The sequence below is a fragment of the uncultured Eudoraea sp. genome (assembly GCF_947258925.1).
GTDB lineage: Bacteria > Bacteroidota > Bacteroidia > Flavobacteriales > Flavobacteriaceae > Eudoraea.
On record NZ_CAMYKG010000023.1, the window covers coordinates 20322 to 41900 of the forward strand.

The following is a 21579-nucleotide window of genomic DNA, read 5'->3' on the forward strand; positions in this document are numbered from 1 at the left end:
AATTATTTGTTCACTGTGTATGACGATCTGTTTTCTGAGAAGGTTACCGAAAATGAAGTTTTTTTTGTTAGTTTATGTAACCTTGATGCAATTATTTACGTCTTATATTACAAATGAGCCAAAAACCAGACGAGCACCTTATTAAAAGGGTCAGAAGAGGGGAAAACAATGCCTATGCGATATTGGTAGATAGGTATAAGCATATGGTATTTACACTGGCATTAAGAATTTTAAAAAACCGTGAGGATGCGGAGGAAATAGCTCAGGATACTTTTTTAAAGGCCTATCTGGGCCTGAAAGATTTTAAAGGCGATTCCAGGTTTTCCACATGGTTATATAAAATAGCATATTATAGAAGTCTGGATTATTTAAAAAAGAATAAGAGACAGGTAAAGACCACATTTATTGATATTTCGGAAGAGTATAATATCGCTGCTATGGATGATGCCTTAGACGGGCTTGAAGCCAGGGAGCGGGCAGAATTGATTAAACATGCAATCCAGAAACTACCTGCCGATGATTCAGTTCTTATTACTTTGTATTATTTTGAAACACTTACATTGAATGAAATATCAAAAGTGATGGGGATTCCGGGGAATACCATTAAGGTAAGATTGTTTAGGGGCAGAAAGCGCTTGGCAAAAATTTTAGAAAATAATTTGGAATTAGAAAATATACAGCATTATGGAAGACACCAATGAAAAACGACTGGATGATTTTGTGAAGAAAGTGGTAAGCAATGCAAGTCTGGAATCACCGTCTGTTGATTTCACCGAAAACATTATTTCTAAAATCGCTGTAAGGGAGACCAATAATGCTATAACGGTATATCAACCTTTGATTTCCAAAACAAGCTGGTTGGTTTTGGCAACCCTTACAATTCTTTTAATTGCTTATATATTTATTGGAAAATTTGACCTTACCGTTAGTTGGTTACCAAATATTAATACCGGGGTTATAGAAAATATGGACTCAATGGTTGCCTTATCTCAAATACAACTCCCCAACACTGTGGTTTATGCGCTTATTGGTCTAATGTTGTTCTTTTATTTGCAGATTATCTTTTTAAAGAAATATTTGGATAGTAGATTGGAATTAAGCTGATTGCTGTGTGCAAGATTCCCTTTTCGTTAAATCAATTAAACCTGTAAATACCAATAGGCCCAATACATTAGCAAGAACTGTAATGGAATTCTCAGGATAAGTATCCATCTTGGGATCCCTGCCGAAGCTTTCTCATTGGATAACATATAAAAATGTACCGAAAGGAAAATCGTCAGCATTAGTATTATTCCGTATATGGCTGGATCTTTAAGTTCAGCTGACAACAGACCTATCCCCAATACAATTTCGGCAATACCGCTTAGGGCAACCAATAGCTTATGATTGGGAAGATAGCCGGGCATTATTCGGATGTAGACCCTGGGGAATACAAAATGCATAATACCTCCAAGGATATATATGGAAGACATGAGCAGATAATGCCAGGGATAATTCATTTGCTAGTGATTTATAAGAATATACGTCGAAATACTGACAATAATTTAAAAATGCTTCACGGATATAACTTCAACTATCAATAAGATAAGTTAGAGTTTGCCATGAAGCATTTAAAGTACATGAGTTTATTGGCTCATTAAGTATTTAAAAACTAAGTGCTTACTTAATCATGTCGTAACTACGGTTGATAAAGTTAGTCATTTCTTCCCCCTTCAGTAAGCCTTTTGATAGGCGGGCGAGATCCAAAGACTGATTTATTAAACGGTCTCTTTTCTTGGCGGTTTTTGTGCCAAGGATCTCACCAACTAGTGGGTGATTTATATTTACTATCAAATTATACATTTCCGGCATATTTCCCATACCAAACATCCCTCCTCCACCGGTTTGTTGCATTTCTTTCATTCGTCTCATAAACTCCGGTTCGGTGATGATAAAAGGCGAAGCATTGCTGTCCATAGCTTCTAATTGAACCGTGTATCCCTTATCAGAAATTACTTCTTCTATATTAGCCTTCAACTTTTCTTTCTCTTCATCCGATAATTTGCTTATTTGAGTATCTTCTTTTTTGATCAGATTATCCAAATGATCAGCATCTACTCTGGCAAAGGATAAATTCTCGTTTGAAGTTTCCAGTTTTTGCATCAGGTGAGAAACTATGGGCGAGTCCATAAGCAATACCTCGTATCCTTTAGCTTTAGCGGCATCAATATAACTGTGCTGTGCTTCTTTATCAGATGCATATAGAACTACTAATTTGTCATCTTTGTCCGTTTGAAGGGTTTTAATTTTTTCTTTTAATTCTTCAAAGGTGTAATAGGTGCCGTCAACTGTAGGATACAGTGCAAATTTGTCAGCTTTTTCGAAGAATTTATCTTCTGATAGCATGCCATATTCAATGACTATTTTAATATCGTTCCATTTTTTTTCAAAATCCTCACGATTATTTTTGAATAAGGAAGTAAGCTTATCCGCTACTTTTCTGGTAATATAGGAGGAAATCTTCTTTACGGCCCCATCAGCCTGCAGATATGATCTGGACACGTTCAGGGGGATATCAGGAGAATCAATTACACCCCTCAACATGGTTAGGAATTCTGGAACTATTCCCTCAACATTATCGGTTACAAAAACTTGATTTTGATATAACTGTATTCTGTCTTTTTGAATACTCAGATCATTGGTGAGCTTTGGGAAATAAAGAATTCCAGTAAGATTAAATGGGTAATCCACATTTAAGTGAATATGGAAGAGTGGCTCTTCGAATTGCATTGGATACAATTCCCTGTAAAAAGTAGTGTAGTCCTCATCTTTTAAATCCGCTGGTTTCTTCGTCCAGGCAGGATTTGGGTTATTTATGATGTTATCTACTTCTTTGGTAGGAGCCGGATCATCTTCTTTAGCACCTTCTGGCTTTGGAAGCGTTTCGGTCTTTGTTCCAAATTTAATTGGAATAGGCATGAACTTATTGTACTTGCGCAATAATTCGGAAATCCGATTCTCTTCTAGAAACTCAGTTGAATCATCTGCTATACTCAGAATTATTTCAGTACCACGATCTTTTTTATTGGATTTTTTTAAACTGAATTTGGGCGAACCGTCACAACTCCAGTGAACTGCAGGTGCATCAGTATAACTTTTTGTGATTATTTCCACTTTGTCCGCAACCATAAAGGATGAGTAAAAACCTAGGCCAAAATGTCCTATAATTCCTGATTCTTTATCGGCATCCTTATACTTATCAAGGAATTCTTCTGCACCGGAAAATGCGATGTCATTAATATACTTCTTAACCTCTTCTTCACTCATACCAATTCCCTGATCAATAATATGAAGTTTTTTGCCTTCCTTATCTACCTTAACTTCTATCAAGGGATTACCATATTCCACTTTAGCTTCACCCAGAGAACTCAAGTGCCTTAGTTTTAAAGTGGCATCCGTTGCATTTGAAATTAACTCGCGCAAAAATATCTCGTGATCACTATAAAGGAACTTTTTAATTAATGGGAAAATGTTTTCGACTGAAACATTGATTTTACCTGTAGCCATTTTTGTTTTGTTTTTTTAAATTACAATCAACCTATGTCAAAAAAAGTACCATACTAATGGCAAGTGACAAACTGACACCCATGTTAAGTTCGATAGCAAAAAGAAAACTTTAACAAATTTTATGTTTAATTATTGCGCTTAATACTTAAACATTACGTATTTTTGTTTTATGATTATGGAAGGAAAATTGCTGTGAAAAAGGTTTTTAATTTTATAATCAGATTGTTTATTAATTGGTTAGGTTGTTGAAAAGTGTGCTTTCCCTCGAGAGCGCACTTTTTTTGAAATATCACAACATGAAAACGTTTACTTAAAACGTTGATATAAAAAATAGAATATTTAAACAATAATTTAAAATATGTCTGCTAAAGCCACTTCTAAAAAGCCATCGAAAGAAAATATAATTTCTTCTTACATGAATTTTGTTCTGGAACACGAATCCGTTCCTAAAACTGTTTACAAGTTTTGTAAGGAAAACAAAATAAAAGAAAATGAGTTTTACTCAATTTTTGGTTCTATCCCGGGAATTCAGCAAGCCATTTGGCATGCATTCTTTGTTAATACTATGAATCTATTGGCCAAGAATAAGGAATATCAGGAATTTACCAGCAAGGACAAAATGCTCTCCTTTCTATTTACGTTTTTTGAATTGCTTAAACTTAATAGGAGTTATGTGCTTTTCACCTTAAATGAGGATCAAAGTCCTTTGAAGAATTTAAAGCAGCTTAAGGGGCTACGTACTCAAATCAAAGATTTTGCAAAAGAACTGATTGAAGACGATAATAGTGAAAAAGCCTCGAAAATTACACAACATAATCCGGAGCTTTTTTCTGAAGGGGCATGGGTTCAGTTTTTATTTCTTCTAAAGTTTTGGATGGATGATAATTCGGCAGATTTTGAAAAAACAGATATAGCAATTGAAAAGTCCGTAAAAACAATTTTTGATGTATTTGATAATACGCCATTAGAGAGTATCATAGATTTTGGTAAATTTCTATATAAAGAAAACTTCTCTTAAGCACCATAGCTAAAATTATATATGAAAACACTTGATAAAATACCCACCGGAAAAATGGAAAGAGCCGGGAAGCTGGTTAAGACAGGAGTAAAAGTAGGGGGTAATTACGTCAAATATTATGGTAAAAAACTGGTGAATCCCGAGCATGATAAAGAAGAGCTAAACGAGGAGAATGCTTCTGACATTTACAATGGACTCAAGTCATTGAAGGGTAGCGCGCTTAAAGTAGCCCAAATGCTAAGTATGGAGAAAAATTTGCTGCCATCAGCATACGTAGACAAATTTTCTTTGGCACAATTTTCAGTCCCACCTCTTTCTGCACCTTTAGTCCGTAAAACTTTTAAACGGTATTTAAATAAGTTTCCTGAGGAGGTCTTTGATACCTTTGAACGAAACTCAATTAATGCTGCCAGTATAGGTCAGGTTCACAAGGCAACAAAAGCTGGCAAAGAATTGGCAGTTAAAATACAGTATCCCGGAGTAGCTGAAAGCATAAGTAGCGATTTAGCATTAGTTAAACCCATAGCCATGAGGATGTTCAACCTGAAGGGAAAAGACTCCGATAAATATTTTAAGGAAGTAGAGCTTAAACTTCTGGAAGAAACCGACTATAAACTGGAATTTGTGCAAAGCGAAGAAATAACAAAAGCTTGCCAGATAATCCCAAACCTGGAATTTCCAAAATATTATAAAGAACTTTCCAGTGAACGAATACTTACCATGGATTGGATGCATGGGCAGCATCTGAGTGAATTCTCAAAAAAAGATTTCAGTTCAAAATTGGGGAACAAATTAGGTCAAACACTATGGGATTTTTATATGTTCCAGTTACATGGACTACGAAAAGTTCATGCAGATCCTCATCCTGGAAACTTTCTGGTTAGTAAACAGGAAACCTTAGTAGCCATAGATTTTGGTTGTGTGAAACAAGTTCCGGATGAATTTTATGTCCCTTATTTTGAATTAGCCAAGAAAGACAACATTGAAAACGATGCCTTTTTCATGGATAAATTATATGAGTTGGAAATACTAACTCCGTCAGATTCGGAAAGAGAAATAGTTTTCTTTAAAGACTTGTTTAAAGAAATGCTGGGACTCTTTACCACACCTTTTCATGATGAATACTTTGACTTTGGGAATGAGGAATTTTGGTCAAAAATTGCTGCCCTGGGAGAGCGTTATTCCAAGGATGAACATATTCGTAAAATGAATGGGAACAGGGGTTCAAAGCACTTTCTATATATCAATAGAACTTTTTTTGGTTTGTTTAATCTTCTGCACGATCTGCAGGCGACTGTTGAGGTAAATTCTTTTAGAAAGTATTTAAACTAAGGCCATTAGTTTTCAAAAATCATCAATTATTTTTTAGTTATCTTAGACTGAAGAATCGATTTTTCTTGTAACCACTTTTTACCAACTTACAGGTAATTCTTTTCAAGTTAACAAACACACAAACTAAACAATGTACAATTCAAAAATTAGTGGACTAGGTTATTTTGTTCCCGATAATGTAGTAACTAATGACGATCTGTCAAAACTCATGGATACCAATGATGAGTGGATTCAGGAGCGAACAGGTATAAAAGAACGGCGACATGTCGTGAAAGGGGAAGACACCACATCCAGTATGGGGCTGAAAGCAGCAAAAATAGCTATAGAAAGAGCAGGGATAGATAAGGATGAGATAGATTTTATTGTTTTTGCAACCCTGAGCCCCGATTACTATTTCCCGGGTCCGGGGGTAATGATTCAAAGAGATTTGGGTATTAAGACCGTGGGTGCCATAGATATAAGAAATCAATGTTCCGGCTTTGTATATGCCATATCCCTGGCAGATCAGTATATCAAAACAGGCATGTATAAGAATGTATTGGTGATTGGTTCTGAATTACATTCGGGAGGTCTTGATATGACTACCCGGGGACGAGGTGTTTCCGTGATTTTTGGAGATGGTGCAGGTGCGGCTGTTTTAACCAGAGAAGAGGATAATTCTAAAGGGATTTTATCTACCCATTTGCATTCAGAAGGAGCGCATGCAGAAGAACTTTCATTAATTGCGCCGGGAATGGGAAAACGCTGGGTCCTCGACATATTAAAAGATGATGATCCCAATGATGAATCCTACTTTCCTTATATGAACGGCCAATTTGTATTTAAGAATGCGGTGGTTCGTTTTAGCGAGGTTATCATTGAAGGATTAAAAACAAATAATCTTAAAGCTGCTGATATTGATATGCTAATTCCCCATCAGGCCAATTTGAGAATTTCTCAATTCATACAGGGAAAGTTTAAGTTAAGAGATGACCAGGTTTACAATAACATCATGAAATACGGGAATACAACAGCTGCTTCAATTCCCATAGCGCTGACCGAAGCCTGGGAACAGGGTAAAGTAAAAGAAGGAGACCTTGTAGTATTGGCTGCTTTTGGGAGTGGGTTTACATGGGGCAGCGCAATAATTCGATGGTAAACAATCTAATCTTACTTCAATGGGGAAGCGTTATGAGAGTTTAAATTCCGGTCATATAGATTTTATTGCTAATCAAAAGCTATTTTTTGTAGCAACTGCTATGAAGGAAGGTGCCATTAATCTTTCTCCAAAAGGTATGGATTCTTTCAGAATAGTCGATAATTCTGAAATACTTTGGTTAAATCTTACCGGTAGCGGGAATGAAACTGCAACGCATCTGCAGCATGACAAAAGAATGACTATTATGTTTTGTGCATTTGAGGGAAAGCCAATCATATTGCGCCTTTATGGAGAAGCCAGGGCATATCATGAGCGAGATTCCTTTTGGAAACAACACATTGGCCTATTTCCTGAAATTCCCGGAAGCAGGCAATTAATCGCAATGCGAATAAAACTGGTCCAGACTTCCTGTGGAATGGGTGTACCGCTTATGGACTATAAAGAGGAGCGGAATTTGCTCAATAAATGGGCAGAAAATAAAGGTGCAAAAGGTCTTATAGAATATATGGGTCTGAAGAATATAAATAGCCTTGATGGATTGCCAACAGGAATTTTTGAAGATCCCGCATAATAATGAAACCCCGACGAACTAGTCGGGGTTTATTTAATTGATAAATACAACAAGAGATAACCAACCAATACCTAGTGCACTTTATCAACTAATATTTAAAGAATACCACCGCCGCCTTGTTTGGTATTACTATCCCTTCTTTTTCTTTTTGCAGCTTTGTTTTTTCCGCTTCCGAATCTATAGGAAATGCCTGCAAAAATGGTCTGACTCTCCCAATTGAACTCTCCCACCTGAGCAAATGGCCGATCACCTTCCACAGCGAAACGCATGGTATTGAATACATCATTAAAATTAACACTGAAAGTACCTTTACCCTGAGCAAAATTGTAACGGGCACCAAGATTTACAAAATACATGGGATCTACATCAAATTGAATAGTCCTGTTTTGTCCTCTATAGAATCCGAATAGCTGAAAAGTTAGGTTTTTGGTTGCTTTAAAACTATTATTCATTCTAAAGTTCCATGCGGTATTTACCACTTCCACTTCCTCGGTAACAATATCATCTATTGTGGCAATATTATTATCAGATTGTAAGCTTTCTGTAAGGCCCCGCTGAGTTTGGGAGTACAGGTCAAAACTGGCATTAAAACTCCACCATTTTGTTAATTTGTAATTACCTGAGACCTCAATGCCATACGCAGAGGTGTTGTCAAAATTATCAAAGGTTAATATAAGTTTGTTAAGATCAAGTCTGTCTACATAAACTGCCCTGTTAATCTCATCCTTAATACTCCTGTAAAACAAGCCCGAGGTGATACTTCCATTTTTCATCCGTCTGGTATAGTTTATTTCGAAAGAAGTTGTGAATTGTGGCACAAGCGCTGGGTTTCCAAAGGAAGATAATAAAGGGGTTGCCCACTCACGAATAGGATTTACCTGTGTTAGTCCGGGGCGGTCCACCCGTCTGCTAAAACTAAATTGAAATTGATTTTTTTCTGTTGGACTGTACGTAACAAAACCTGAAGGATAAAACTCAAAATACTTGTCGGTAAAGGCCCTGACCCGGTTGGTGTCTGCCTTAACCTCTACGTCTTCAACACGAAGTCCAACCTGGTACCCCCATTTTTCATAATTCTGCCCAAAACTGGCATAGGCGGAGTAAATATCCATACCGTAAACAAAATCTGTATCAGGGGTGGGTTCCAGCGTTCCATCAGGTGTAAATGAAAGACCTGTGGAAGAGTAGTCCACATTGGTTTCAAAAATTCTTGCTTCCAGCCCCACTTCTAATTTGGAAATGGAGTCCAAAGGGTTTACATAGTCAAGATTAACGATAGTCTGATCTCTTTGAGTATTTACAAAATCCTGATAATCGGGAAATAAGGTATTTCCAGTGGATTGGAAATCGGTATTCTCTTCATCAGTAAATTTGTTATAGTCCGCTTCTAACTCCAGATTATGACCTTCTTTCTTAAATTCCAGTTTATAGTCAAAATTGTACTGCTCACTGTGATTGTCATTCTTATTAAAGAAGATTTGATTTGTATTGAGCAGGGGATCATCAAAATAAGTAACCTGTGTTTGCCCTCGGGTTTTTCCGTCAAAGTAGTTCTGGTTCGTAAAAAATGAAATTGTGTTCTTATCATTGAGATAAAAATCTACGCCTATCTTAAACAAATTGGATTTACGATTATCTAACCATTCGAATAATTGTTCTGAATTTTCATCTATTCTGTATATATAGCCGTTATTTACATATTTACCAATGTTGTTTCCGAAATTTCCGTAAACATTTACCTTGCCATTCCTATAATTAAGGTCAATTGAACTGTTAAACTTGGCTTCCTCACCAACAGTCAGACCTGTATTTAGACTACCGTTAAATCCATTATTGGAGTTCTTGTGAAGGATAATGTTTATGATGCCACTCATTCCATCAGGGTTATATTTGGCGGATGGACTGGTAATTAGTTCAATGGATTTTATGGAAGTAGAAGGTATCTGTTTTAATAATTGTGCAACCGGCACATTAGACAGTTTGCCATCTATCATTACCCTAACATTGGAATTTCCCCTCATGCTGAGTTGTCCGGTTTGTTGATCTATATTGACCGAAGGAATATTATTCATAATGTCCGAGGCAGTGGCCCCGGCCGTGGTAAGGTCTTTACCCACGTTAACCACTTTGCGATCAATGCGTTGCTCAATAGTAGTCCGTTCAGCAACCACCTCCACACCGGAAAGTTCTTCAGCTTCCTCTTCAAGGAAAATAGACCCCAAATCGGGATTTCGATTTCCTTTTGATAAGGTAAGCTGTCGTTTATAGGTTTTGAAACCTATAAATTGTACTTCCACAATGAAAGATCCTATGGGTATTTTATTAATTTGAAAGGTGCCATCTTCCTTAGTAATACCGCCGGTAATCGTGGTGTTGTCTGAAGCTGATTTTATTACTATGGCCGCATATGCTACGGGTTGTTGACCAACCTGGTCAACAACCTTTCCACTAATACTACCCAGGATAATTTCCGGATTTAGAGCAGCACCTTTTACAAGAAGTATACTGCTAAAAAGTAGCGTAACGACTATGAGTCGATTTCTCATGATTGATTCGATTTTGATTGATTGATGATACTTACTAGACGATAGAGTTAGGTTTATGTTACCGGAATTCTGTGTTTTAACATAAACAAAAAAAAGGATCTCCCTTCTGTCCGCATTGGCCTTGGGCTATTTGAGTTCAATAGAAGTGATATCTTTGTAAGCCAATGGAAACAACAGAATTGTACCTGGCTTGCTGTAAGGATAAAATAAAACCCCGACAGAGCTGTCGGGGTTTCTTTCGTTGATGGACCATACTAAACACTAACCATTAACTATAAATATATAGCTCCAACAACGAATAGGTATTTTGTTGTATGACCAAAAGACGAATAATAGTTTAAATAGTTACAGTAATTAACAGACTTTAACGCAGGGAGGAACATTTTATGAAAAAGACACTTGTTTTTGGGGCTTCATTAAACCCAAATCGATATAGTTATTTGGCAATTAATAAATTGCTGGGAAAACAAATTGAAACCGTAGCGTTTGGTCCCAAAACAGGGGAAGTATCAGGCGTACAGATAAGGCCAAGCCTGGATGACTTAGAAAATATTCATTCTATTACCTTGTACCTTAATAAAAAGCGACAAAGGGAGTATTATGAACGAATTGTTCAAATGAAACCAAAACGGGTAATTTTTAATCCCGGGACCGAAAACCCGGAGTTTTATGAAATTTTAAGCAATAATGGCATTGAGGTAGAAGTGGCCTGTACATTGGTATTATTGGCTACGGATCAGTATTAATTCTGCTTTTTTCTGATAAGATATAAACCAATAAAAGTAAATAACCCATTGATCGGTAAAAGTTCGTATCCCACAGCATATCCTCCCAGGTAAGCATCAGGAATATTGGCAATCGCAATAGCAAAGAGAACCGATGCAGCTGCGACAATCCAAACATAGTTGTCCTTTATCTTAAATCGTGTAAATATCCCAAAACCAAAGAGGCCCAATAATGGTCCATAAGTGTAGGTGGCAACTGTCAAAAGGCCATCAATAACATTTCTGTCCAAAACATATTTAAAGAGTATAACTACCAGGATCAGAAGCAAACTCATCCAGATATGTGTTCTTTTTCTTATTATTTTTTGATCATTTTTGGGCTTCTGTTCAATTCCAAGAAAATCTACACAAAAAGAAGTTGTCAACGAGGTAAGGGCGCTATCGGCACTGCTGTAGGCCGCTGCAATTAGTCCAAGCATAAAAGTTACCGCGACAGTAGTACCTAAACCACTGTTTAGAGCAATTTCAGGAAACAACAGATCAGATTTGGGTTCTCCATCCATCAGCGGGGTAGCAATATGAAATTTATCTGCATAAATAAAAAGTAAAGCCCCTAACAGGAGAAAAACAAAATTTACGACAACTAGTATCAGACTAAAAGAAACCATATTCTTCTGGGCCTCCTTGAGATTCTTACAGGTTAAGTTCTTCTGCATCATATCCTGATCCAGACCAGTCATGCATATCGTGATGAATATACCCCCGATAAAAGATTTTACAAAATGATTCTTGGCGTAAAAATCCTCAGTAAACCAAACCTTACTGTATTTTGTCAATTCTTCTGAATTTATGAATTCAGTAAAGCTCCAGCCTAATTTATCATTAATGAAATAGATGGATAAACCAACAGACAATAACATAAACAGCGTCTGTAGTGTATCCGTCCAAACTATGGTTTTTATACCCCCCCGAAAAGTATAAACCCAGATTAATAGAATAGATAAGACAACTGTAAGTTCAAATGGGACATTCCAGGCGTCAAAAACGAATTGTTGCAACACTATGGCTACCAAAAACAATCGGAATGAAGCTCCCAATACCCTGGAAATAAAGAAAGACAGGGCGCCTACTTTATAACTGACAATTCCAAAACGTTCCTTAAGATATTCATAAATAGAAGTAACATTTAGCCGGTAGTAGATGGGCATCAATATAAAGGCAACAAAAAAATAACCTACCAAATAGCCAAATACTACCTGCATATAACTAAACTGCGAACTTTCTACCCAACCGGGAACAGATATAAAAGTAACGCCGGATAACGATGCTCCAATCATGCCAAAAGCTACCAAATACCATGGCGATTGTTTTCCTGCCTTAAAAAAGTCGGCATTCGAATCATTTTTTCCAGTGAAATAAGAGATGAGCAATAGCAAGAAGAAATAACCGCCAATAAGAAGCAGAATATGCGATGCTGTCATAAAAATAAATTACGAGTGCAAAGTACAAAAACTTAAAACATTATGTAATTTTGCCTTTATGGAATATTCATCTAAGCTCCTGGAAAATGCAGTTTACCAAATGTCTCAATTGCCGGGAATTGGTAAGCGTACTGCTTTGCGGTTGGTGCTTCATCTTTTAAATCAGCCCGAAGATCAGACTTCAGATTTGGCCAAGTCTCTCTTAAAGCTTAAAGAAGAAATTAAATTTTGCTCAAATTGCCATAACATTTCAGATGTTGAACTATGTGAAATTTGTGCAAACCCTAAAAGGGAAAAAGACATGGTTTGTGTAGTTGAAGATATTAGAGATGTAATGGCAATTGAGAATACGGGACAATACCTGGGTTTGTATCATGTGCTGGGAGGGAAGATATCTCCCATGGAAGGTGTCGGTCCACAGGATTTAACAATTTCGCCCCTGATCTCAAAAGTGAGGGAAAATAAGATCAAGGAACTCATTTTTGCACTTAGCTCTACCATGGAGGGAGATACGACTAACTTTTATATTTATAAGCAGATAAAACCATATAACATAAAAACTTCTACTATTGCAAGAGGTATATCGGTGGGAGATGAGTTGGAATATGCGGATGAAGTAACGTTAGGAAGGAGTATTCTTAATAGAATTCCATTTGAAGGTTCTCTGAAGGCGTCGTAATGTTAATTCATACAATAAATTTAAAAATAAGGACGATTATTTAGTATTTTTGCAAAAAATATACTCAAAAAAGCACTTTAAATAATAATATGGCAAAGTTTGAATTAAAATTGCCTCAAATGGGTGAAAGTGTTGCAGAGGCTACTTTAACAGCTTGGTTAAAGGATGTTGGCGATACAATAGAAATGGATGAAGCGGTTTTTGAAATTGCTACTGATAAGGTTGACTCTGAAGTACCAAGTGAGGTTGAGGGTGTATTATTGGAAAAACTCTTTGATATAGATGATGTCATTAAAGTTGGGCAGACGGTTGCCGTAATTGAGCAAGAAGGGGGTTCAGAACCCTCAGGTACCGGCCGGGAAAATCAAATTGAAGAAATAATAGAAGAAGTCCCGGAAGAAGCGGAAACCCTTGAAAAAAGTGTTACCCAAGTTCAGGAACTTGTTGGGAGTACAGCTCAAAGTGTAGCAGATACCTCAAGATTTTATTCTCCTCTTGTTAAAAATATTGCAAGAGAGGAAGGAATAACCAAGGCAGAACTGGATAGCATAGCAGGGACCGGTAATGAAGGAAGGGTTACTAAAAATGATATCTTAAATTATATCAAAAATGGAAAGACTCAAAGTACTCCTGAGGTAAAACCCATTATTAAGGAAGCTAAAACTCCCGAGCCCATAAAACAGGAGGCAAGGGTACCTGCAGAGCCGCATCAGATTACCAGGGTCCCATCAAATGGGGAAGATGAGATTATTCCAATGACCAGGATGGGTAAACTCATTGCACATCATATGATAGATAGCATCTCTACTTCAGCACATGTGCAAAGTTTTATTGAAGTAGATGTTACAAAAGTGGTAAGCTGGAGGAATAAAGTTAAAGACTCTTTTCTTAAGAGTGAAGGAGAAAAATTAACATTTACGCCTATTTTTATGGAGGCGGTTGCCAAAGCGTTGAAAAAATACCCTATGGTGAATATTTCTGTAGAGGGGGATACTGTAATAAGGAAAAAGAATATCAATATAGGAATGGCAGCGGCACTACCGGATGGAAACCTTATTGTTCCCGTCATAAAGAATGCAGATCAACTAAATCTGGTAGGAATGGCCAAAGTGGTCAATGATCTGGCGAACAGGGCCCGAAATAATGCATTAAAGCCAGATGAAATTAAAGAGGGTACTTATACAGTTACAAACGTAGGGTCCTTTGGAAGCGTTTTTGGGACTCCTATTATAAATCAACCTCAGGTGGGTATTTTGGCTTTGGGAGCTATTCGAAAAATGCCTGCAGTTATAGAAACCGAAGAAGGGGATTTTATAGGAATCCGAAGCAAAATGTTTCTTTCACATAGTTACGATCATCGGGTGGTAAACGGTGCTCTTGGAGGCATGTTCGTTAAGGCAGTAGCAGACTATCTCGAAGCCTGGGATGTGGATAGGGAAATCTAAGCTGATATTTTAGGTTTAAGCATACGGCATTCCTTTAAGAAGAGCCTAAACTGCTGCGGTTTATGGAAATATTTATTCCGGGGACAGATCAATTTAATAGGGCCGGGCAGCTTCTGCAATTATACTTATAATGACCAAAAAGATAGGGCTCTAAGTCTCGTTTAACTTCAATTTTAGAACTATCTTTGTCCAAATATCCCACACATGCAGTTAAAACTCAGCAAACCCATATGTTTTTTCGATTTGGAAACTACAGGTACTAATGTGGCCAGAGATCGAATTGTGGAAATCTCCATTCTGAAAGTATACCCGAATGGTAATAAGGAAAGCAAAACCTGGTTGGTTAATCCGCAAATGACCATTCCTGATGAGGTAGTTGCCATCCACGGTATTTCTAACGAAAAGGTAGCCAACGAGCCCTCGTTTAAGGATTTGTCCAGGGAAATTTATAACATGATTAAAGATTGTGATTTGGCTGGGTTTAATTCAGACCGCTTTGATATTCCGCTACTGGCGGAAGAAATGCTGCGTTCAGAAATTGATTTTGATCTTAAGAATATGTTATCCGTAGATGTTCAGACCATATTTCATAAGATGGAAAAGCGTACTTTGGAGGCAGCCTATAAATTTTATTGTGATAAGGACCTGAATAATGCGCATAGTGCTGAAGCTGATACCATAGCTACTTATGAAGTACTACTCTCCCAATTGGAACGCTATCCGGAGCTTGAAAATAACATTAAAAAACTCTCTGAATTTTCCAGGAGAAAACAATCGGTAGATTTTGCCGGCTTTATTATCAGGGATGAAAACGGAGAAGAAATATTTTCCTTTGGGAAACACAAAGGGAAGAAAGTGTTGGAAGTCCTGGATCAGGAACCAGGTTATTTTGGATGGATACTTAATGCTGACTTCCCATTGTACACCAAAAAGGTTCTTACTCAAATTAAATTAAGTCAGCTGAACAATAAGTTGAGTTAGTATTGATAGTAATTATAGCATGAAAATCATTTGTATAGGTCGCAATTATGTTGATCATATTGAGGAACTGGCCAATGAAAAACCTAAAGATCCTGTAGTATTTATTAAGCCAGATTCTGCTGTACTCCCAAAGGAACAGGATTTTTATATTCCCGAATTCTCAAATGAAATTCATTATGAAGTTGAAGTTTTAATTAAAATTAAAAAAGTAGGCAAACATATAAATGAGAAATTTGCCCACACTTATTACGATGAGATTGGACTTGGGTTAGATTTTACAGCGCGGGATCTGCAATCTGAATTAAAAGAAAAAGGTCTGCCATGGGAGAAAGCCAAAGGCTTTGATGGTTCGGCGGTAATCGGAAAATGGGTGGATAAAAAACACTATAAAGACCTGAACAACCTTAATTTTTCCCTTACCAGGAATGGTAACATTGTTCAGCAGGGGAATACAGGCTTAATGTTATGGGGCATAGATTCCCTGATTTCTTATGTTTCGAAGTTCTTTATGTTAAAAAAAGGAGATATTATTTTTACCGGAACGCCTGCGGGTGTTGGTAAAATAAGCCCAAATGATTACCTTTCAGGTACTCTTGAGGGTGAAGAATTGTTCACCGTAAAAATTAAATAAATGATATACAGTTTGGATAAAATAAATGAGATGGCTGAAGGAGATCAGGATTTCATCAACTCTGTGATTTCAGTATTTCTTGAAGAAGTTCCCCAGGACCTTGAAGATCTTGAAAAAGCTATTACGAATGATGATTATGACAATGTCTATAAACTTGCTCATAAAATAAAGCCGAATGTAGATCTATTGGGCATGGAACAGAGTAGGGCGGTGGCTTTGGAAATTGAGACACTCGGAAAAAGTGCAGAGCACAAGGAAGAGATTCAGAAAAAATTCCCCTTGTTAAAGAAAGACATTCTGCAAGTAATTTCCGAACTTAAAAAGGACTTTAATTTCTGATGTTTGCGGAAATTATCACCATTGGGGATGAAATTCTAATTGGACAAATAGTAGATACTAATTCTGCTTTTATAGCCGGAGAACTTAATAAAATAGGGGTTTCTGTCTTCCAGATTACTTCCACCCAGGATGAGAGATCTCATATTTTAAATGCCCTGGAAGATGCTGAAAGGAGGGCAGACATTATAATCCTTACGGGGGGTCTGGGACCAACCAAGGACGACATTACCAAACATACCCTTTGTGAGTATCTGGATGACAAACTTGTAGAAGACAAGGGCGTTCTGGCACATATTGAGGAACTGTTTAAAAATTATATTTCTACCCCTATATCAAATGTTAACCGACAGCAGGCTTTTGTACCGTCCAAGTCGGTTGTTTTACATAATGCTTATGGCACTGCTCCCGGGATGTGGATTAATACAGGCCATGTTACTATTATTAGTTTGCCCGGTGTTCCTTTTGAGATGAAAAACCTGATGAACAACGCAGTAATTCCTAAGATTGTTGAAACTTTTGAAAGACCTTACATTTACCATAAGACAATTATGACCTATGGCCTTGGGGAAAGTGCAATTGCTGCCAGAATTGAAGACTGGGCGGAAGGATTGCCTTCCTTTGTTAAGCTGGCTTACCTGCCTAATTTGGGTAAAGTAAGATTACGATTAACTGCCAAAGGTGCAGACAAGGATTTTATAGAAGAGGCAGTTAAAAAGGAAGCATCAAAATTGTATTCCATAATTGGGGACATCATTTATGGGGAAGAAGAAGAAGGGTCTATAGAAGCAGGTGTAGCTAAATTGCTGAAATCAAAAAATATGACGCTGGCCGCTGCTGAAAGTTTTACTGGCGGCAAAATTGCAGAACAAATTACGGCTATTCCCGGAGCTTCAGCCTATTTTTTGGGTAGTGTGGTGAGCTATGCCACAGCGGTTAAAATAGAGGTCCTGAATGTACCTAAGGACCTGATTGAAAAAAAATCGGTTGTTAGTGCAGAAGTGGCTAAAGCAATGGCATTGAACGTCAGGAAACTACTAAAATCAGACTTTGCTATTGCAACTACAGGCAATGCCGGCCCCACTAAAGGGGATTCGGATGCTCCCATTGGAACGGTTTATATCGCAATTTCAACTCCAAAGGAGGTCGTAGTGGAAAAATTTACCATGGGAAATCATCGTACAAGAATCGTACAAAAAGCAGTGCACATGGCTTTTCAGATGTTACAAAAAGAAATTTTAAAATTCTAACAGAGAATTTTGTTCATCACACAAAAATAAATTAAATTTGCAGCCTGTTTAAAATCAAGTAAAAAGTAGCGTAATGTCAAAAGTTTGTGAACTTACAGGAAAGAGAGCTATGTTTGGAAATAATGTATCCTTCTCTATTAATAAAACAAGGAGAAGATTTGATGTAAACCTTTCCAAAAAACGTTTTTATATCCCTGAAGAAGATAGGTGGATTACACTGAAGGTTTCTACAAGGGCTCTTAAATCGATTAATAAAAAAGGCATTTCTGCTGTTTTAAAAGAAGCTAGAGCAAAAGGATTGATTAAATAATCCTACAAAATATAGTATACGATGGCAAAAAGAGGTAACAGGGTTCAGGTCATATTAGAATGTACAGAACATAAAAATTCTGGTATGCCAGGAACATCCAGATATATTACAACAAAGAATAAAAAGAATAGCCCTGACAGGTTAGAGATTAAAAAGTTTAATCCTATTCTTAAGAAAATGACTGTTCATAAAGAGATAAAATAAGAAACCATGGCAAAGAAAACAGTAGCAAGTTTACAATCCAGTTCCAAAAGACTTACCAAGGCTATTAAAATGGTAAAATCACCTAAATCAGGTGCATATACTTTTGTTGAATCTGTTATGCCACCGGAAATGGTGAACGAATGGTTAAATAAGAATTAACAAACTAACTAAAATTGAATACGGAGCCGCTTTCTATAGAGAGCGGCTTTTTTAATTTCATATCTTTGCTTCACTATTTTTACTTTGCTATGAGCTTATTCAAAAAAATATTCACATCCCAGAAAAAAGAAACACTCGACAAAGGTTTAGAAAAAACCAAGGCCAGTTTTTTTTCTAAACTAAGTAAGGCTGTAGCTGGCAAATCTAAAGTAGATGACGACGTTTTAGATAACCTGGAGGAAGTTTTGGTTACCTCTGATGTAGGGGTGGCGACTACACTAAAAATCATTGAGCGTATAGAGGCCAGAGTATCCAGGGATAAATATATGGGTACAGATGAACTTAACACTATTCTGCGCGAAGAAATAGCAGGCTTATTGTCAGAAACCCATGTAGGAGAAGAGCAAGAATTTAACGTACCCGAAAACAAAAAACCATATGTGATCATGGTTGTCGGGGTTAATGGGGTAGGAAAAACAACTACCATTGGAAAACTGGCCTATCAATTTAAAAATCAAGGTTTACAAGTAGTTTTAGGTGCTGCTGATACTTTTAGGGCGGCCGCAATAGATCAGCTTCAAGTTTGGGCAGATCGTGTAGAGGTACCCTTAGTGAAGCAGAAAATGGGCAGTGACCCTGCCTCAGTTGCTTTTGATACGCTTAGTTCTGCCGTAACCCAGGGTGCAGATGTTGTTCTGATTGATACGGCTGGAAGGTTGCATAATAAAGTTAACCTTATGAATGAACTGGGCAAAGTGAAGCGTGTTATGCAGAAAGTGGTCGATGATGCGCCTCATGAAGTTTTACTTGTCCTGGATGGATCAACCGGTCAAAACGCCTTTGAGCAGGCCAGAGAATTCACTAAGGCCACAGAAGTAACTTCCTTAGCTGTGACAAAATTAGACGGCACGGCAAAAGGTGGGGTAGTAATTGGTATTTCGGACCAGTTTCAGATTCCTGTTAAGTATATTGGTGTTGGGGAAGGACTAGAGGATCTTCAGGTATTCAATAAATTTGAGTTTGTTGATTCATTCTTCAGTATAGCTAATTGAAATATTTAATTTTCATACTATTTACTTTTTTTTCATCGGTACTTGCCGCGCAATTAGAATACCCAAAAATCAGTCCGTTTACAAAGCTTGAACAGGAAGTTGGACTTACAAAAATTACGGTTTTATATTCCAGACCGGGAGCAAAAGGCAGAAAGGTAATAGGTGGACTTGTTCCTTTCGGTCGTATCTGGCGGGTTGGTGCAAATGAATCTACAAAATTTACCGCGGATACGGACCTAACTATTATGGGGAATTATTTACGCAAGGGAACCTATGCGCTCTACGCCTTCCCTTATGAAGATTACTGGGAAGTAGTTTTTCACCAAAATACCGAGCATTGGGGAGATGGAAGAGCAGCTTATGATCCGGCTGAAGATGCGTTCAGGATTCGAATAAAACCGAATCAAATACCGTATTATCAAGAAAATTTCCTGATTACTTTTGATGAAATTAGCCATAATGCAATTAATATGCTTTGGATTTGGGAGCATACAATTATAAAAATTCCGATTTCCGTGGATACTGATACCAAAATGAGGCAATTAATTACATCCAGTATCGAAAAAAACCCATCCGCTCAAACCTATTATGAGGCCGCACGCTATCTGCAGGAACAGGGAAAATCCTATGAAGAGGCCCTTTCTTACCTTAATAAAGCTATTGAACTAGGTGGCGACACCTACTATTTTTACAGGGTTAAATCTTTGGTTGAAGCCGGAATGGACGATTATACAAGCGCCATAATTTCTGCACAAAAATCAATGGAATTAGCTGAGAAAGAAGGTAAAGATGAATTTGTTCGCATGAATGCCCAAAATATAGTTGACTGGAAAAAAAATAAACTATGAATAAACTGCTTTGTTTTCTCGTACTCTCGCTTCTATTTTCCTGTAAAGAAACAAAGGAAAATGAATATTCTTCTGCAGTACTATGGCCACCTTATAATGATTCTTCCGATGTGGCAGCCAGCCAGGGAAATGAACAAAAACGCATGCATTTCAAACTGATACAATCAAGGGTGTCTGATAAAAATGAGATATTCAGACCGCTATATCACGAAGTGGTTAAAATGTCGGAAAGCGAATATGAACAATTAAAACCTTTAATTCTTGAACAAGATATACCTACTCTTCAATCATATGTTGGGGAGGGTAGATTGACATACGAAAAATTAGTACGATTTTTTCTTTACCGAATCTATCACTTTGAATTGGATAGCAGCACTTCTTTACATACCATATTGGCCTTAAATGAAAATGTGGTGCAGGAAGCACGGGAACTGGATAAATTGAAGCCGGAATTGCGACATCCCATTTTTGGTATGCCTATTCTTCTCAAAGATAATATTGGTACAGCCGGTATGAACACCACAGCAGGATCAATTGCCCTGAAGGATAATCAAACTAAGGATGCCTTTATTGTTGAGCAGTTAAAGAAAAAAGGAGCACTTATCCTGGGTAAAGTCAACCTTAGTGAATGGGCGTATTATATGTGTAATGGCTGTCCATTGGGATATAGTGCCATTGGGGGTCAAACATTAAATCCGTATGGCAGAGGTATTTTTGAAACTGGTGGTTCCAGTTCGGGAAGTGGAACTGCTATGGCTGCTAATTATGCGGTAGGAGCAGTTGGAACGGAGACTTCAGGTTCTATTCTTTCTCCTTCCAGCCAAAATTCTGTTGTGGGCTTAAAACCAACTATTGGACTTTTAAGCAGGACAGGTATTGTGCCAATTTCCAGTACGCTGGATACTCCCGGGCCAATGACTAAGAATGTTGTGGATAATGCGATCTTATTATCTGCAATGACCGGCAGGGATGCAGCTGATGAAAAGTCTGTTAGTACCACTGAGGACTTTATTGGGGCTGTTAATGATTCGGGAAGCCTTAAAGGAAAACGTTTAGGTGTTTTCAAAGACTTGCTGGAAACGGATTCTATTTATTTGAAAACCGCTGCTAAATTGACAAGTCTCGGTGCCGAAATAGTTGAGTTTACTGCGCCGGAAGTATCCATGGATGGGTTTTTAACATTGCTGAATGTGGATTTGATTTTACGACGAAACTCACGTTTAATGGTATTGGCGGAACAGGACCGTATACTTACAGTTTTGATGCTGGTGCAAATTACACAACAACAAGTAATACATCAATTCCAATAAATGTAAGTATTACTGAA

At 37.4% G+C, this 21579-nt stretch carries 23 protein-coding genes; 19 read left to right on the top strand and 4 right to left on the bottom strand.

The window, feature by feature from the left end:
* Window positions 1–113: 113 nt before the first annotated feature.
* Together Q0X77_RS09625 and Q0X77_RS09630 are read left to right on the top strand one after the other, a co-directional pair.
* Window positions 114–701, top strand: a complete 588-nt coding sequence (locus Q0X77_RS09625; RefSeq protein ID WP_297796579.1) for a sigma-70 family RNA polymerase sigma factor — start codon at window positions 114–116, stop codon at window positions 699–701.
* The gene (locus tag Q0X77_RS09630) at window positions 685–1104 is read left to right on the top strand and encodes a hypothetical protein (RefSeq protein ID WP_297796582.1); all 420 of its coding nucleotides are present in this window, start codon (window positions 685–687) and stop codon (window positions 1102–1104) included. The genes Q0X77_RS09625 and Q0X77_RS09630 overlap by 17 nt, the downstream gene beginning before the upstream one ends.
* A 35-nt stretch (window positions 1105–1139) precedes the next feature.
* Here the strand turns inward: Q0X77_RS09630 and Q0X77_RS09635 are convergent, their stop codons facing one another.
* Window positions 1140–1499 carry a hypothetical protein gene (locus Q0X77_RS09635; protein ID WP_297796585.1) on the bottom strand — a complete coding sequence of 120 codons (360 nt, stop codon included), beginning with the start codon at window positions 1497–1499 and terminating at the stop codon, window positions 1140–1142.
* Window positions 1500–1659: 160 nt separating this feature from the next.
* Window positions 1660–3546 carry a molecular chaperone HtpG gene (gene htpG / locus Q0X77_RS09640; RefSeq protein ID WP_297796588.1) on the bottom strand — a complete coding sequence of 629 codons (1887 nt, stop codon included), beginning with the start codon at window positions 3544–3546 and terminating at the stop codon, window positions 1660–1662.
* A gap of 358 nt (window positions 3547–3904) precedes the next feature.
* On the opposite strand from htpG, the gene Q0X77_RS09645 reads away from it, so the two are divergent.
* The 4 genes from Q0X77_RS09645 (at window position 3905) to Q0X77_RS09660 (ending at window position 7605) form a co-directional block, all read left to right on the top strand.
* Window positions 3905–4564: a TetR family transcriptional regulator C-terminal domain-containing protein gene (locus Q0X77_RS09645; protein ID WP_297796591.1), complete on the top strand. Its 660-nt coding sequence runs from the start codon at window positions 3905–3907 to the stop codon at window positions 4562–4564.
* A 21-nt stretch (window positions 4565–4585) separates the two neighbouring features.
* The gene (locus tag Q0X77_RS09650; RefSeq protein WP_297796594.1) at window positions 4586–5896 is read left to right on the top strand and encodes an AarF/UbiB family protein; all 1311 of its coding nucleotides are present in this window, start codon (window positions 4586–4588) and stop codon (window positions 5894–5896) included.
* A 130-nt stretch (window positions 5897–6026) separates the two neighbouring features.
* Window positions 6027–7034: a 3-oxoacyl-ACP synthase III family protein gene (locus Q0X77_RS09655; RefSeq protein ID WP_297796596.1), complete on the top strand. Its 1008-nt coding sequence runs from the start codon at window positions 6027–6029 to the stop codon at window positions 7032–7034.
* A gap of 19 nt (window positions 7035–7053) precedes the next feature.
* A complete protein-coding gene (locus tag Q0X77_RS09660; RefSeq protein WP_297796600.1) occupies window positions 7054–7605 on the top strand; it encodes a pyridoxamine 5'-phosphate oxidase family protein in 552 nt (183 codons plus the stop codon).
* A 95-nt stretch (window positions 7606–7700) separates the two neighbouring features.
* Here Q0X77_RS09660 and Q0X77_RS09665 read toward each other — a convergent pair whose 3' ends face one another.
* A complete protein-coding gene (locus tag Q0X77_RS09665; protein ID WP_297796604.1) occupies window positions 7701–10151 on the bottom strand; it encodes a TonB-dependent receptor in 2451 nt (816 codons plus the stop codon).
* 386 nt (window positions 10152–10537) lie between these two features.
* On the opposite strand from Q0X77_RS09665, the gene Q0X77_RS09670 reads away from it, so the two are divergent.
* The gene (locus Q0X77_RS09670; RefSeq protein WP_297796607.1) at window positions 10538–10897 is read left to right on the top strand and encodes a CoA-binding protein; all 360 of its coding nucleotides are present in this window, start codon (window positions 10538–10540) and stop codon (window positions 10895–10897) included.
* Here Q0X77_RS09670 and Q0X77_RS09675 read toward each other — a convergent pair.
* The gene (locus Q0X77_RS09675) at window positions 10894–12357 is read right to left on the bottom strand and encodes a sodium:solute symporter (protein WP_297796610.1); all 1464 of its coding nucleotides are present in this window, start codon (window positions 12355–12357) and stop codon (window positions 10894–10896) included. The two genes, Q0X77_RS09670 and Q0X77_RS09675, sit on opposite strands and share 4 nt — an antisense overlap.
* Before the next feature lie 58 nt (window positions 12358–12415).
* Here Q0X77_RS09675 and recR point away from each other — a divergent pair, with 58 nt between their 5' ends.
* The 12 genes from recR (at window position 12416) to Q0X77_RS09735 (ending at window position 21562) form a co-directional block, all read left to right on the top strand.
* A complete protein-coding gene (gene recR / locus Q0X77_RS09680) occupies window positions 12416–13036 on the top strand; it encodes a recombination mediator RecR (RefSeq protein WP_297796613.1) in 621 nt (206 codons plus the stop codon).
* Between the two features lie 89 nt (window positions 13037–13125).
* Window positions 13126–14481: a dihydrolipoamide acetyltransferase family protein gene (locus Q0X77_RS09685; protein WP_297796615.1), complete on the top strand. Its 1356-nt coding sequence runs from the start codon at window positions 13126–13128 to the stop codon at window positions 14479–14481.
* Window positions 14482–14685: 204 nt separating this feature from the next.
* The gene (locus Q0X77_RS09690; RefSeq protein WP_297796618.1) at window positions 14686–15462 is read left to right on the top strand and encodes a 3'-5' exonuclease; all 777 of its coding nucleotides are present in this window, start codon (window positions 14686–14688) and stop codon (window positions 15460–15462) included.
* A 19-nt stretch (window positions 15463–15481) separates the two neighbouring features.
* A complete protein-coding gene (locus tag Q0X77_RS09695; protein WP_297796621.1) occupies window positions 15482–16093 on the top strand; it encodes a fumarylacetoacetate hydrolase family protein in 612 nt (203 codons plus the stop codon).
* Entirely contained in the window at window positions 16094–16432 is a 339-nt protein-coding gene (locus Q0X77_RS09700) for an Hpt domain-containing protein (protein ID WP_297796624.1), read from the top strand.
* Complete coding sequence (locus Q0X77_RS09705; protein ID WP_297796625.1) at window positions 16432–17679, top strand: competence/damage-inducible protein A; 1248 nt, start codon at window positions 16432–16434, stop codon at window positions 17677–17679. Before Q0X77_RS09700 ends, Q0X77_RS09705 begins: the two co-directional genes overlap by 1 nt.
* 73 nt (window positions 17680–17752) lie before the next feature.
* Window positions 17753–17989, top strand: coding sequence for a 50S ribosomal protein L28 (gene rpmB, locus Q0X77_RS09710; protein WP_019670388.1), 237 nt, complete (start codon window positions 17753–17755; stop codon window positions 17987–17989).
* Between the two features lie 21 nt (window positions 17990–18010).
* Window positions 18011–18193, top strand: coding sequence for a 50S ribosomal protein L33 (rpmG, locus tag Q0X77_RS09715; protein WP_297796628.1), 183 nt, complete (start codon window positions 18011–18013; stop codon window positions 18191–18193).
* 6 nt (window positions 18194–18199) lie between these two features.
* On the top strand, window positions 18200–18352 hold the full coding sequence (locus Q0X77_RS09720) for a DUF4295 domain-containing protein (RefSeq protein ID WP_297796631.1): 153 nt from the start codon (window positions 18200–18202) through the stop codon (window positions 18350–18352).
* A gap of 89 nt (window positions 18353–18441) precedes the next feature.
* Complete coding sequence (ftsY, locus tag Q0X77_RS09725; RefSeq protein ID WP_297796634.1) at window positions 18442–19404, top strand: signal recognition particle-docking protein FtsY; 963 nt, start codon at window positions 18442–18444, stop codon at window positions 19402–19404.
* Window positions 19401–20252 carry a DUF2911 domain-containing protein gene (locus Q0X77_RS09730; RefSeq protein WP_297796637.1) on the top strand — a complete coding sequence of 284 codons (852 nt, stop codon included), beginning with the start codon at window positions 19401–19403 and terminating at the stop codon, window positions 20250–20252. Before ftsY ends, Q0X77_RS09730 begins: the two co-directional genes overlap by 4 nt.
* Window positions 20249–21562 carry an amidase family protein gene (locus Q0X77_RS09735; protein WP_366939203.1) on the top strand — a complete coding sequence of 438 codons (1314 nt, stop codon included), beginning with the start codon at window positions 20249–20251 and terminating at the stop codon, window positions 21560–21562. Before Q0X77_RS09730 ends, Q0X77_RS09735 begins: the two co-directional genes overlap by 4 nt.
* The last annotated feature ends 17 nt before the right edge of the window (window positions 21563–21579 follow it).

What these genes read in the sequence shown, in the direction of transcription:
- Q0X77_RS09685 (WP_297796615.1), top strand. Translation starts at nt 13,126, where the DNA reads ATGGCAAAGTTTGAATTAAAATTGCCTCAAATGGGTGAAAGTGTTGCA.
- Q0X77_RS09720 (WP_297796631.1), top strand. Translation starts at nt 18,200, where the DNA reads ATGGCAAAGAAAACAGTAGCAAGTTTACAATCCAGTTCCAAAAGACTT.
- Q0X77_RS09660 (WP_297796600.1), top strand. Translation starts at nt 7,054, where the DNA reads ATGGGGAAGCGTTATGAGAGTTTAAATTCCGGTCATATAGATTTTATT.
- Q0X77_RS09690 (WP_297796618.1), top strand. Translation starts at nt 14,686, where the DNA reads ATGCAGTTAAAACTCAGCAAACCCATATGTTTTTTCGATTTGGAAACT.
- Q0X77_RS09650 (WP_297796594.1), top strand. Translation starts at nt 4,586, where the DNA reads ATGAAAACACTTGATAAAATACCCACCGGAAAAATGGAAAGAGCCGGG.
- rpmB (WP_019670388.1), top strand. Translation starts at nt 17,753, where the DNA reads ATGTCAAAAGTTTGTGAACTTACAGGAAAGAGAGCTATGTTTGGAAAT.
- Q0X77_RS09645 (WP_297796591.1), top strand. Translation starts at nt 3,905, where the DNA reads ATGTCTGCTAAAGCCACTTCTAAAAAGCCATCGAAAGAAAATATAATT.
- ftsY (WP_297796634.1), top strand. Translation starts at nt 18,442, where the DNA reads ATGAGCTTATTCAAAAAAATATTCACATCCCAGAAAAAAGAAACACTC.
- Q0X77_RS09695 (WP_297796621.1), top strand. Translation starts at nt 15,482, where the DNA reads ATGAAAATCATTTGTATAGGTCGCAATTATGTTGATCATATTGAGGAA.
- Q0X77_RS09670 (WP_297796607.1), top strand. Translation starts at nt 10,538, where the DNA reads ATGAAAAAGACACTTGTTTTTGGGGCTTCATTAAACCCAAATCGATAT.
- rpmG (WP_297796628.1), top strand. Translation starts at nt 18,011, where the DNA reads ATGGCAAAAAGAGGTAACAGGGTTCAGGTCATATTAGAATGTACAGAA.
- Q0X77_RS09635 (WP_297796585.1), bottom strand. Translation starts at nt 1,499, where the DNA reads ATGAATTATCCCTGGCATTATCTGCTCATGTCTTCCATATATATCCTT.
- Q0X77_RS09700 (WP_297796624.1), top strand. Translation starts at nt 16,094, where the DNA reads ATGATATACAGTTTGGATAAAATAAATGAGATGGCTGAAGGAGATCAG.
- Q0X77_RS09705 (WP_297796625.1), top strand. Translation starts at nt 16,432, where the DNA reads ATGTTTGCGGAAATTATCACCATTGGGGATGAAATTCTAATTGGACAA.
- Q0X77_RS09675 (WP_297796610.1), bottom strand. Translation starts at nt 12,357, where the DNA reads ATGACAGCATCGCATATTCTGCTTCTTATTGGCGGTTATTTCTTCTTG.
- Q0X77_RS09735 (WP_366939203.1), top strand. Translation starts at nt 20,249, where the DNA reads ATGAATAAACTGCTTTGTTTTCTCGTACTCTCGCTTCTATTTTCCTGT.
- Q0X77_RS09625 (WP_297796579.1), top strand. Translation starts at nt 114, where the DNA reads ATGAGCCAAAAACCAGACGAGCACCTTATTAAAAGGGTCAGAAGAGGG.
- htpG (WP_297796588.1), bottom strand. Translation starts at nt 3,546, where the DNA reads ATGGCTACAGGTAAAATCAATGTTTCAGTCGAAAACATTTTCCCATTA.
- Q0X77_RS09665 (WP_297796604.1), bottom strand. Translation starts at nt 10,151, where the DNA reads ATGAGAAATCGACTCATAGTCGTTACGCTACTTTTTAGCAGTATACTT.
- Q0X77_RS09655 (WP_297796596.1), top strand. Translation starts at nt 6,027, where the DNA reads ATGTACAATTCAAAAATTAGTGGACTAGGTTATTTTGTTCCCGATAAT.
- recR (WP_297796613.1), top strand. Translation starts at nt 12,416, where the DNA reads ATGGAATATTCATCTAAGCTCCTGGAAAATGCAGTTTACCAAATGTCT.
- Q0X77_RS09630 (WP_297796582.1), top strand. Translation starts at nt 685, where the DNA reads ATGGAAGACACCAATGAAAAACGACTGGATGATTTTGTGAAGAAAGTG.